Below are 12,415 nucleotides of genomic sequence, written 5' to 3' on the forward strand. Positions count from 1 at the left end.
GATTATGATCTCGACATTCCGAAAGTACAGAAAAAGTTGTAAGGACGGGGAAAAACCCGCATAAAAGTGTTGACAGGTTTTTGGATCGCCGTTAAAGTCCTGTCAGAAAAATCATTCATGAAAGGAGGTGTGACGAATGAATAAAACGGAGATGATCGATAAGGTCGCGAAGAAAACCGGACTGACGATCAAGGATTCCCGCGCTGCAGTAGACGCAATTTTCAGCACCGCGCCGAAAGAAGGTATTATCGCTTCGGAGATCGCAGCTGGTAGAAGGGTTCAGGTTACCGGATTCGGTACATTCGTTCAGCGTAAGCGTAAAAAACGTAAAGGACGCAACCCTCAGACGGGTGCAGAGATCACAATTGCTGCTTCAAAGTTCCCTGCTTTCATAGCTGGAAAATCTTTGAAGGGCCGCGTAAACAAGTAAGCGGTATTTTTATAGAAGGGACAAAGTGACTGGATTCGCTCTGTCCCTTTTTCTATATTCACTGCGAGAGACTTTTCCATCTGGCAAAGGGCTGGTCACATGAAGATCTTCAAGAGATTGATCATATCTGTTTTCATACTTGGTCTTTTTTCCGGTTGTTCAGGCAAGGAACCTTTTACTATCCTCTTTACGAGCGACGATCAGGGTAAACTTGTCCCGGCCGGGTGAGGCGATAATAAAATGGGTGGAGTGGCCCGGCGGGCTACTGTGATCAATGAACAGAGAAGACTTGATACCGATCTGATACTCCTTTCCGCGGGTGATTTCTATGCCAGATCGGGGATAGCCGAGATGTACAGAAGTCGTTTCCTCGCCGGGTTGATGATAGATCTTGACTACACGGCCGTGGGGTTGGGCGAAAAAGAGCTGAGCTACGGGCTGAGGGCTATAAAAGAGGATTCGGAAGCGGGACTCCCGGTGATATGCGCCAATCTCTATGAAGGCGGCAGCAGGGTATTTCCACCCTATATTATCAAAAAGACATCCGGTGCCACGATAGGGATATTTTCACTTCTCGATGAAAGACCAAAAAGAGATTTTGCTCTGGAGATCAGAGATCCCGTATCTGAAGCTGGAGTAATCATCGATCAACTCAGGGACCGGTGTGATTATCTCATTCTCCTTGCTCATATGAAGACGCAAAGGCTGGCAGAACTCCTGTCGCTTACAGATGGCATCGATCTTGTGATCAGAGGTCATGCGAAAACAGGAGCAGATGTCTCGGACGATTGTGCCGAAACGTTGCCGGGTAGTTTCGAGACATCCGGGATCCCCGTCCTTTTTGCCGGCGAGTTCGGAAAAGCTGTCGGGATGGCCAGGGTCTTTCCCGGCGCTGGTGGTGTCTATGCTCTTTCCGACACAACGCTGATAAGGTTGACCGATGAAGTGACCCCTGATCGCCCTGTCGCGGAAAAGGTGATGAGTTTCGGAGAAAGCGAAGGAGCGAGGATTCGGGAGATGAATCTGAGCGATTTCCTCTCCAGGGATACCGTGACTGGAAAGATAAGAGAGAGTTATCTTGGAATAGATATATGCAGAAGATGCCATACCGACATAATGTCGGGGTTCATGCTTACGAAGCATTTCCGGGCTTTCAACGACCTGGCGTTGTCGGGGAGGGATACCGACAAAGCCTGCCTTCCCTGCCATACCACCGGGTATGGCCTGTTCAGCGGGTATGATATTGAAACAGAACAGGCGGGCGGTATAAACCTGCAGGGCGTCCAGTGCGAGGCCTGTCACGGACCCGGGACAAAGCATTCGCGTGATGGGAAATATAAAAAAGAAGCAGTCTCTTCCTGCAGGGTATGTCATACTCCGGAGAGGAGTCCCGGATTCGATTTCGATCAATATATGAAAAGTTTCGATCATTGCGCTCATTTTTCGCCTGGAGAAGACGATGATAAAAATAAATAGACTGACTCTGTGGAAAACGGCAGTATCATCAGCTCTCTTCCTTCTATGTTCTTTTTCTTTCGTGAAGGGTTCGGGGATCGATCTGCTGATTCCGGGAGTATCACTTGAATCTGTCTCTTTTGACTCTGACGCTTCGGTTGAATATATGATCATTTCTGAAGCTTATGGGGTCAATGATACTTCAAAGGTCAAGTTGTCGGTCCTTGGAACGGACAGCTGTCAGATACTTCTCGAGATCGTCTCTTCCGATTTTCCCGAAGTCGCCGAAGAAAATCTGACGATCAGGCTATATCTCGACAGCGGTATAGTAAATGCCCGTACTGCGGAAGAGGCGGGAAAGTGTATCGGCACGGTCCTGCTCAAAAAGGGAACCGGAGCTTTTGAAAAGCCTGATGACAGCGAAATAGACGAATTCGATCTTGAAAAACTGTTTTTGAAAGATGGAGGGGAGATGGAGGAAAAAGAGTTGGGAAATGAAGAGGTCGAAACTCCCGCCGGACGCTTCGAATGTTCAGTGAGGGAGTTCGCCAGAAGCGAGGAACACGACATAAGGCTCGGTGGGGTCGACGCGGTGAGATTCGAGGAAGAAACGAGCAGGCTGGCGGTTTCCGGCAGGGTCCCTTTCTGGGGAGTAGTGAGCAGCAGGGTCGAAAGAAGGAGTTTTACAAGGGTCAGGAGCGCCGATGGCAGGGGACGACCTCCAAGACCCAAGATAACTGTGACCGAATCGAGGCTGATCGGGTTTTCAATCCCGGACGCGAAGTGACTTCGGCCCGCCCGTAACTGATATATTTTCATGCCTCGAACGGGCATCGGTCCTCATGATCGGAACTTCCCTGTTTTTATTTGCCATATCCTTATTTTGTAATTATCTTTTTATATATATTGTACCGATATATGAAAGTGAGGTTGATAGTGCGGAAGACTTATGCTGGCCTGCTGTATTTCATTCTCCTGTCTTTTCTTTTAACTGCCTCCCTTTTTGCTGATTCGTTTGAGATCTATGGATTAAAACCGGCTGTAATCATTATCAAGGATGATGAATTAGCTACATACAGGACGGTGTTTGATATCGTTAAGGATGCCGGAGCCAGGGGGATGATATGCCATCCCCCCGGACTGATCTATGGCAGGTTCTCACCAGCCACTACCGGTTCTGATCTTGAGGGTCTGATGGTCGAGATTATATGGGAGGGAGATGATTTCAGCAGGGGAAGCATCGATGATGGAGCCTGGACGATAGCAGATCGCCTCCTTAACGGGGAAAAATATCAGGATCTCGCGGCACCGGCGGAAAATGCGGAACCTTTCAAGGGGATCGTCCTTCGCGTAAGCGACGATATGAGGGAAAAATTCAGTGGCGCGCCGGGGCCAAGGACCGGCTCTCCCGCCGAGATCCTCGACAGGGGAATTGACCAGAACAGCGAATTCATGATGGGTAATGTACTCATCAACGTCGTGATCCCGGAGAGCAATGGAAGTATTGAGGACTGGACGGAGACGGAAATCCATAATCTATGGGCCGATATTGACCTGGGGCTTTCTCAATATATCAATCAGACTCATTGGGTCGAACTTAATTATATTATTAATACCGATATTGCCTACCCTGTTCCCATTGCTTCCGAACCGATAATGAACAACATGGAGACCGATTATATATGGATAAACGAGTCACTCGAATATCTTTACAACCAGGGGCATTTTGACGGTTTCGGCGTCAACGAGGAAGGAAATGCGCACCTTCTTAATAACGCGACAAGAGAGAAATGGATAGATGACGGATTCCGGATCGACTGGGTCTTCACGGTATTCATGGCTGACGCCAGTTATAACGGATGCTGGCTCACTGATGAGGGGTACACGGCATATGCAATGCTTGGAGGGCCATATATGGTAGTCCCCTATCCAGCCTGCCGGTTCGGAACGGGGATCCATTTCGCCCACGTATTCATTCACGAGATGAGTCATGTGTTCTGGGCTCTCGATGAATATGTGACGATAAATCCTCTGACTGGACGGGAAACGGGTACGCCATGCACCGCGACCTCGGGCTATCTCAAGGTGGCCAACGGCAACTCATACCTGAGCCGATGCGGAGAGGGACTTTCGTGCATAATGAATAACGCCACTCTCTCCAACCCTCTGCCGATTTGCTATCATACGATGGGACAGGTCGGGTTGAGGGATATCAATGATAATAATGCTCCCGATCTATATGAGATCGCTCCCGTTCTGGAAGTGATTTCCAGGCCGGATGTCCTTAGCGATACTACGTACAGCGGAAATCATGTGGTAAGCATGAAAGCGACCAACGAAGCGATCCCGAATCAGAATCCATTCCAGAGCGCCCTTACGAGGATCAATTATGCCCCGTATATCAAGGAAGGCTGGATGCAGATAAATAACAGTATTATTCTCCCGATCCACCCGAGTGATGGAAGATGGGACCAGTCGACTGAATTTATCACGCATTTTATTGATAGTGGACTCGAACCGGGGGATAACTGGATATATTTCAGAGTGGCAAATGTGGCGGGCATCACCGCCATCGACAGTGTCTTCGTGACTTATATCGGATTGAAATACTATACGAGGAGCCTGAGGCCACGGCCTGATCATGTCGAGATAAGATGGAGTACAGCGGATGAGATCTTTGGTTCGGATTTCGAGATCTATCGGGAAGATGTCAACACCGGTATTTCCGACAGGTTGTTGATTGTTGTCGATGGAGAAGGATACGACAGCCAGGAAGGCGGATATAATCAGTACTCGTATATAGATGAGGAGATTGATCCGGGAAACTGTTACCGGTATCATATTCTGGGCAGGACGTACCAGTATGTCGCCGGTTCAGAACCGATCGAATATCAGCATGATACCGGCATATTGACGACGGTGACTCCGATAGCGGTTACGGAAGGTATCATATCACCGATAGTACCGAACCCTATGGTCGGAAGCTCGGGAAAGATATTTTTTACAATAAAGATCCCCGGTGACTTCGACAGCGATCTGACATCGCGCGGGGGATCGGGAGGAAGAGATAATCTCGATTCAGGTTCATCCGCCGACATGACCTTCCTGGATATAAAGATCTACAACGTCAAGGGCCAGAGGGTAAGGCACCTCTTTTCTCTCCCCCTTCCAGCGGGGCAGTATAAGAATATCGAATGGGACGGACTTGATGACAGGGGCGCGCCGGTCTCCAGCGGCGTTTACTTCATGAAGGTCAAGGTGGCGGGGAAGGATCAGACGAAGAAGATAGTCGTTCTGAGATAATGCTGTACGGAAAATGTGCACAGTCTGGAATCAATCAGGCCGACAGGCTTGCAAAAAAAAGCATTCCATGATATATTGTCCCATGTAGCCGCATGCCGGAAGAGGGGAAAAAGATTCATATTGACGGCTATTTCCATTAATGGTATAAACTACCATATGTTGTGCCGCAACAAGAAAAAGCTACAGTATGGTGTGGTGGTGTACGCTTCTATTCCAGGGATGGGAGGAGTTGAATGAAGCGAGAGGCTAACGAAGGGAATGTCTTAAAAAAGGGAAAGAATTACGTAAAATTCCACAGATTGCTTGCCAAGGCCGAGGCAGATGGCAGGCTTGATGGAAAGTACAGGTGCCCTGTGTGTGGAATGAGATTCCACTATGAAAAAGAGGCAGATGATTGCTGCAGGATTATATCCGACTAGGAAGATCTTTTACTTTCCCTGATCAAGATGGTGTGAGGTAAAGGTGTCACAGAGCAGGAAAACGATGAAGGAAAAAACAAGGACAATCAAACAAAAATGTTCTGTCTGCGATGATTATTTTGATATGGAAGTCATTGAGGAAGCAGCTGGCAGCGGTGTTCCCTGGCTGAAATGCCCGGGTTGTAAAGGGGTGCTTCCGTATATGGGCGATGAGGAAGGTGAGGATGACGAAGAAATACCGGCCGAGGATATAGCTCCCGAGGATTTCAGTCCCGAGGAAAAAGAGAACGCTCTTGAGTACGACAACAAGAATGAATACGAGATAGGAAATATCCTTTATCATAGATCATGGAACGACTATGGGAATGTCATTGCCAAAGAGGTCCTTCCAGGGCACAGAAAGACGATCATCGTTAACTTTGGCCATCAGGGAAAAATCCGGCTCCTGGAGGGAGAAAGTTAAAGGAATAACAATTGAGCAGGTTCTTTTTCCCTCTTTTCCTCTCGATCTCTCTTCATCTTCTCTTCGCTGCGGTTCCGACGCGTGCAGATGGGCTGTATAATGACTACCCCTCCTGGTTTTCCCCGGTTGACAGTGGCTCGGTGGTGTTTGGTCTGGGCCATGTGGAAATGCAGGGGGAATATCAGGACGCGTCGGCAGTCGCCGCGAGAATCAGTGGAATGATCAACGATAGAAGCTCGCTTCGGTTAAGCATGCTGTATCCGGTAATAAGACGCCCCGACAGATATGTCCACGGTTTTGCCGATCTTCTTGGAAGTTCATCTGTAAGGATCTTCGGCGATACCCTGAATGTAAACGGTCTCTTTCTCAGGGCTGATTTCAGGATACCGATCGGATCGAACGTTCTGAGACCTTTTTCTTTCAGATCCTCTACCGGGGGGATATATCCGGATGCAGGCGGAGGTATAGAGGTAAGGAAAGAGACAGTTCTTTTCAGGATCAGGGGATCGATCACTCATACGCTGGTCGGGCAGAAGGAAGTCGAAGGCGCTCTGACCAATACCGACTATTCGATGCTTGCCCTTCTTTTCGAATTTGATCTCAATAGCAGGATCTCGCTGCAGACATCGGTTTTTGCCAGAAAATCGATTCATGGCAGGTACAGGGAGACTTATCTCTTCGGTCTCAGCAGGAGATTTTCACAAAAGGTCAGAATCGTTTTGACGGGGGGGCTCGATTCAGGAGATGAGGATGAAAGACTTTATGATTCTATAGTCTCAATTTTCTTTTCATATGCTTTCCCGGCGGGAAAAAAGGACAGGAATGAAGAAGCTCCTCTGGTTCAGGTTCCTCCAGGTCCCTCTCCAAATCGATGACTGTCTTCTGGTCAGGCATCCGTAAACAGATCGCATAGGCCGGAATGAAAATCGGCCGGCCTCACAATCTGCCTGTCATGCTGTTTTATTTTCAGGGTACTCCGCTCAAAAATCAATTCCGATTGTGCAATATGCGAAAAAGGCCGGTTACGGTTGTTCCTTATTGTGGAAGGTAGTCATCGTAATTGCCCGGCAGCTTCTTGATATTCGGGGCACATCCTTTGCGTTTCTCCATGCAGGTGAAATTATCTCTGAGGAGTCTTCGAGGATGACCGAGAAAAGTACTTTCAAAAAAAAGATGTCAATCGCTTCCCCAGACCCCTCAGCGAAAAGCGTATTGATATCGGTCAGCGACAAGCTTGTCCAGTCTGCCCTGGTGGACCAGCTGCAGAGGTGTTATGTTGAAAAAATACATCTCTGCGACCCGGATAGCCTGCCTGACTATATAACAGCGACTTCTCCCGAGGCGATATTCGCCGGAGTCGATGAATCGGCAGTTGAAATGATCGCCGCGGCGAGAAGAGTCAGGTTCGATGGAGCGATCGTTGCGGTGGTTTCCGAAAAGAACAGGGAAGCCGCGAAAGCTGTCGCAAGGGCGGGAGCAGACGACATCATAATCATGCCCGCGCGCGAGATCAAATACGATATCATAGTAGAAAAATTATCGATCGCGAAAAAACCTCGGCAGGGGGCTGTCGATCTTTTGGAAAAATTCCTCGGACCGATAAGCCAGGGAGCTATCCTTCTTGACCGGAACAGGGAGATGATATTCCTGAATAAAAGCGCGAGGGATATCCTGAACGCTTCGTCGAAAAAAGAAGCTTTTGAATTCATAAGAAAGAGATGCCCCGAAGGATTCTTTGAAAGGATCAGAACGAAGCAATCGGCGATCGTCTATATGGATGTGAAATTACCCGATTCCAGCGGGCACAAGCTGCTCGGACTGGAGGGCAACTATCTTGAAGCAGATGAAGGATCCAATACATATCTAATACTTCTTCATGATTTTTCTGAATGGAAAAGGCTCGATCAGCTTCGATCGAGTTTTATCACATCCCTCTCGCACAGGATGAGGACTCCTCTCACGTCGATACGGAACGTGGTAAAGATCCTTACCGGCAGCGATGATCCAGCGCAGAACGACCGGAAGGAAAAACTGCTTGGCATAGGGTGGCGTAATATAGAGAAGCTGATATCGAATCTCGACGAATTGCAGAAAATATTCATGATAGAATCGGAAGAGATGAATGTCTGCAGGACAGTCTACGCGGTAAGGGATGAGATGGATAAATTGCTTGAGAACCTGCAGGACAATAACAAAGTCAAGGGGTATAAAATAAGTATTTCCGATTCGATGATATTTACCGAAGGGGGAAGGCTTGCCGATTTTGTGACCTCCGTCTCGGCTGCTTATGGAGTATGGCTGGATGAGCCCCCATTCATCGAGATAAGCTCATCGATCCATGAAGAGACTGATCTGCTTGGAAATTCCGGAAAAAAACTGAATATATATCTCAGGCCCAGGACAAACGGACGAAGCAGGTATTCAAGGGAAAGTTTCCGGGATTTTCTATCCTTCGATGAAGCGCACAGGGGACTTGTAATGGAAAGGATCGTCACCGCGCTCAATGGAAAACTCAAGATAAGCAGGGGAAACACAATTACTCTCTCGATCCCCCTCGATCCGCCGTTCGAGCGTAAAAAAGACCTGATCCATCCTCTTCACATGATGATCGAGCGAGCCGATATCTCAAACGCTCATTTCTGCCTCGTCGACATATCTCTCTCCTGCGTTGCCGCGGAGAGGCAGTATTATTCGGATCTTCTCCTGAGATGCCTTATGGCGAAGACGGGCTCGGACGGAGTGATCTCTAGAAGCGAGAAAGATTCCAATTATTCGCTCTTTCTTTCCGGTTGGGAGATAGATAAGGTAGTCTCGACGATGAGAGAGATCCGTAGCCTGATGATCGAAGTCTCCAGGGGAAGGGGCGATGAAGACTCTGTCGACCTGCATTGGGAGATTAAATTCGAAAGGAAGCCTGGAGTATCCTCGCCTGTGTTGGATGATATCGTTTTTACGACCCTCTGTTGAGCTGATTCACACAGGATAGCCATATCTGCAGCGGCGGAAGACAGCTGTTTCGTCCGGGTCTTTCCGCCGGTCATTCATAACGTATCAATGTCATTGCCGGGATAATCAGTACTGCCATCTAGACTGGAGAAAGTGTCCTCTCCTTCTTTCTTGCTGTTGATTCCTCATCGATCGATTTCATGGACAGCAGAAGAAGGCTCAGCGGTTCGGTGATCGTATGTCTTACGTTGGGAAGGTGGTTATAAAAAATAAACGATCCTGAGTTGATATCCATAAGCCTGTGAAAGGCATTCTTGCCGTCGTAGCTTTTATAACGCGAGTGCACGATCTCTCCCTTTTCAAAAAATATCTCACCTCTGAGCTTGCCGGAGGAAATCGCCAGACGTCCTGATTTAAGATTGGAATTGAGAAGTGAGACGATATCGAGCACCGGTATCAGGCTGAGGCTTCCCTGGAGGGGATAGCTTCTGATCCTTGATCTGCGCCTGATGTTGAACGACAGGAGGACGATTATGACGGCAAGCAGGGCAATGGTGATCCTGCTCCTGAGCGGGGAGAGAAATTTCCCTGGTTGTGGAAGACTGATCGATTTGATTTTATCCACTCCCTTTTCGATCGCCTCGATCGGCTCGCTGGTTTTTTCGTCTTTCCTGGAAAGGAGTGTAAGTTCTTTCAGTTTTTCGGCCGCCCAGCTGTTACCGGGGTCTTTTTCAAGAAGGTCACGTAATGCATTTTCCGCTTTTTCCCTGTTCTCGGGAGTGTAGTTTGCAAGGATCGTTCTTGCGCGCGCGAGCGCTGTCTCAGCCGAGGAAAGCGATATACGCTGATCTACCTCATCGAGTAGATTCGCTGTACTTCGGCTTGTCGGATCGCGCTGGATAGCCTGGACGAGATATTCTCTCGCTGTTTTGAGGTTGCCGAGGGCAAGATGGCATCGTCCAAGGAGAATAAGGGGGTCCGGGTCATGGGGCCTGATTCCGACATAAAGGGACAGCTTCGGCAGCGCCTTGTCGTAGTGCCCCGAATCCATGAACGCTTCAGACTCGATTTTCAGCCTGTTGACGAGAAGTTTTTCGACCTGGCTGAGTTTATCCCTTGCCCAGGCGGCATTCGGGTCCTGTTGAAGTCCGCGCAGGATCAATTCCCTGGCATATTCAAGCTGTCCCCTTTTCTCATATATCTGCGAGAGTTGCCATATCGCTGAAGTGAAACTCGGGTCATGCTGAAGAGATTGCATCAACTGCTGTTCGGCAGTCGCGTCATCTCCCCGGGCGAGGGCTTTCTGTGCTTCGACGAAGATCTTCTCCGCTTCGATCCGGCCGGGATTCTGACCATACGCGCCGGGATAATAGAATATTATCAGCAAGAGCATCAGAGCGAATATTTTCCTCGATCGATTCATCTGTTAGCCTCCCGCCGGATTATCCGCAATAAACGTTCCAAATAAGGACAAAAACCAAGTATCTATTGATTTTATAGTGACTGTTCTGATAGAATCGGCGAAAATCGCCAGGTGGTGTTCCTGGTGCGATATGGTAAATATTTTACAAAGCAGAGTTAATAGCCTGATTTAAAAGGGCTTGGGAGGTAGTAATGGATTTCGAACTGACAACGCAGCAGAAAGATATGCAGGAAGCTGCGAGAAAATTCGCCAAGGGGGAATTCACAAGGGAAATAGCCCTTAAACATGAAGAGGAACATTCGTTTCCGAGGGAGCTCTGGAAGAAGGCTGCTGAACTCGGTTTCATCGGGTTGCATTTTCCGGAGGAATGCGGAGGTCTCGGGCTTGGAGTGATCGAGAACGTCATCGTCGTCGAAGAGTTCTGCAGGAGAGATTCCGGGATCGGGACGGCAATCGCCCTTTCTGACTTTGCGTCAGAGATAATAATGCGGCATGGCTCGGAGAAACAGAAAGAGCAATATCTGCCGGCTGTGGCAGCCGGAGAGATGATATCGGCCGGAGCATTTACCGAGCCGAACCATGGAAGCGATATCACCCGCATGGATACGACGGCAGTAAAGGATGGGGACAGCTGGGTGATCAATGGCACCAAGACATTCATTACCAACGGACAGATAGCAGATTTCTATCTGACTCTCTGCCAGATAGACCAGGATATCACTCCCTCATACAAGGGGATGGCGATCATTCTTGTCCCTAAAGACACTGGCGGACTCACGACCGAGGATGTCGGTTCAAAAATGGGTATAAAGATGACTTCTACGGCCGAAGTCTCGTATGACGATGTGAAGGTTCCCCTGGAGAACATCATCGGTGTCGAAGGAAAAGGTTTTTATCAGGTCCTGGAATTCTTCGACGAGAGCCGCGTCGAGATCGCGGCGACCGCTCTCGGTATAGCCGCCGGGGCTTTCGACAGGGCCCTTGCTTATACTATGGAAAGGGAACAGTTCGGAAAGCCGATCGCCAGATTTCAGGTAAATCAGCATAAACTGGCTGATATGGCCACAGCCGTGGAATATGCCAGGCTGTTGACTTACAAAGCGGCATGGAACTTCGATCAGGGTAGAATTGATCCGAAACTGACTTCAATGGCCAAATATGTCGCGGCAAAGACGGCCGTATATGTCTCTGACGAGGCGATACAGCTTCTCGGAGGATACGGTTTCATGACGGAATACGAGGTGGAACGCTATTACAGGGACGCCAAGATCGCGGAGATCTATGAAGGGACCAAGGAGATCCAGAAGAATACGATAGCAAGCCAGATCTTCAAGGAGTTTTGATCCCCGTCCCTCAAGCGGAGAAAAGGAGATGCCTTTCAATGACTGTGAGACTAATAAATCGCGTCCCGTTACAGGTCGCGGTGCTGATCGTCCTGGTCATGGCAACGGTATTGGCCGGGTGTTCCAGGGATGACAATGGCGGAAAAGAAAGCAGCGGGGAAGCGCAGACCCCGATGGTCAAAAGGGATCCGAATAACAAATCGGACGTCATACTGAGAAGGATTGACGGTAGTACGACACGGGTAAGCGATTACGGTGGAAAATTTCTTTTTGTGACGTTTTTTGCCACATGGAATATCGATTCCCAGAAAATGATCCCGATCATGAATAACATCCAGAAGAAATATTACAAGAATGTCGACGTTATCGGAGTATCCCTGGATTCGAAAAACCCCGGGGTGTTGAAGACCTTTCTCATCCGCAATCCGGCGACTTTCGAGATCATGGTCGATGGGGAAAGAACGGCGAATGCCTTCGGTGGAGCCAGGAATCTGCCTGTGACATATATCCTGCTTCGAGATGGCACTGTAGCCACGAAACTGGAAGGATTGTACAAGGGTAAAAAATACGAGGAAGCGATTCTGGCCCTCTACAGGCAGCATCTGTGATATTTGTCTACGCGGGGATATGAGA

Annotated in this window: 11 protein-coding genes; 10 read left to right on the forward strand and 1 reads right to left on the reverse strand. The window is 48.8% G+C overall.

The features are described 5' to 3' along the window. Positions 1-136: 136 nt before the first annotated feature. The 8 genes from JW814_03585 to JW814_03620 all read left to right on the forward strand — a co-directional run bounded on the left by JW814_03585 (position 137) and on the right by JW814_03620 (position 9,037). Positions 137-430, forward strand: a complete 294-nt coding sequence (locus JW814_03585) for an HU family DNA-binding protein (protein ID MBN2070518.1) — start codon at positions 137-139, stop codon at positions 428-430. Between the two features lie 240 nt (positions 431-670). Next, entirely contained in the window at positions 671-1,906 is a 1,236-nt protein-coding gene (locus JW814_03590) for a hypothetical protein (GenBank protein MBN2070519.1), read from the forward strand. Beyond that, a complete protein-coding gene (locus JW814_03595) occupies positions 1,890-2,672 on the forward strand; it encodes a hypothetical protein (protein ID MBN2070520.1) in 783 nt (260 codons plus the stop codon). The genes JW814_03590 and JW814_03595 overlap by 17 nt, the downstream gene beginning before the upstream one ends. Positions 2,673-2,821: 149 nt before the next feature. Then, positions 2,822-5,188 (forward strand): T9SS type A sorting domain-containing protein, encoded by a 2,367-nt coding sequence (locus tag JW814_03600; protein ID MBN2070521.1) that lies wholly within the window; start codon positions 2,822-2,824, stop codon positions 5,186-5,188. Between the two features lie 233 nt (positions 5,189-5,421). Continuing rightward, complete coding sequence (locus JW814_03605; protein ID MBN2070522.1) at positions 5,422-5,607, forward strand: hypothetical protein; 186 nt, start codon at positions 5,422-5,424, stop codon at positions 5,605-5,607. Between the two features lie 64 nt (positions 5,608-5,671). Next, positions 5,672-6,070 carry a hypothetical protein gene (locus JW814_03610; protein ID MBN2070523.1) on the forward strand — a complete coding sequence of 133 codons (399 nt, stop codon included), beginning with the start codon at positions 5,672-5,674 and terminating at the stop codon, positions 6,068-6,070. A gap of 11 nt (positions 6,071-6,081) precedes the next feature. Continuing rightward, positions 6,082-6,945 carry a hypothetical protein gene (locus JW814_03615; protein MBN2070524.1) on the forward strand — a complete coding sequence of 288 codons (864 nt, stop codon included), beginning with the start codon at positions 6,082-6,084 and terminating at the stop codon, positions 6,943-6,945. A gap of 268 nt (positions 6,946-7,213) precedes the next feature. Continuing rightward, a complete protein-coding gene (locus JW814_03620) occupies positions 7,214-9,037 on the forward strand; it encodes a hypothetical protein (protein ID MBN2070525.1) in 1,824 nt (607 codons plus the stop codon). Positions 9,038-9,155: 118 nt separating this feature from the next. Here the strand turns inward: JW814_03620 and JW814_03625 are convergent, their stop codons facing one another. Then, positions 9,156-10,439 carry a tetratricopeptide repeat protein gene (locus tag JW814_03625; GenBank protein MBN2070526.1) on the reverse strand — a complete coding sequence of 428 codons (1,284 nt, stop codon included), beginning with the start codon at positions 10,437-10,439 and terminating at the stop codon, positions 9,156-9,158. 191 nt (positions 10,440-10,630) lie between these two features. On the opposite strand from JW814_03625, the gene JW814_03630 reads away from it, so the two are divergent. Together JW814_03630 and JW814_03635 are read left to right on the forward strand one after the other, a co-directional pair. Beyond that, positions 10,631-11,782 (forward strand): acyl-CoA dehydrogenase family protein, encoded by a 1,152-nt coding sequence (locus JW814_03630; protein MBN2070527.1) that lies wholly within the window; start codon positions 10,631-10,633, stop codon positions 11,780-11,782. Between the two features lie 38 nt (positions 11,783-11,820). Beyond that, a complete protein-coding gene (locus JW814_03635; GenBank protein ID MBN2070528.1) occupies positions 11,821-12,390 on the forward strand; it encodes a TlpA family protein disulfide reductase in 570 nt (189 codons plus the stop codon). Positions 12,391-12,415: the final 25 nt, after the last annotated feature.

The sequence above is a fragment of the Candidatus Krumholzibacteriota bacterium genome (genome assembly GCA_016932415.1).
GTDB lineage: Bacteria > Krumholzibacteriota > Krumholzibacteriia > Krumholzibacteriales > Krumholzibacteriaceae > Krumholzibacterium.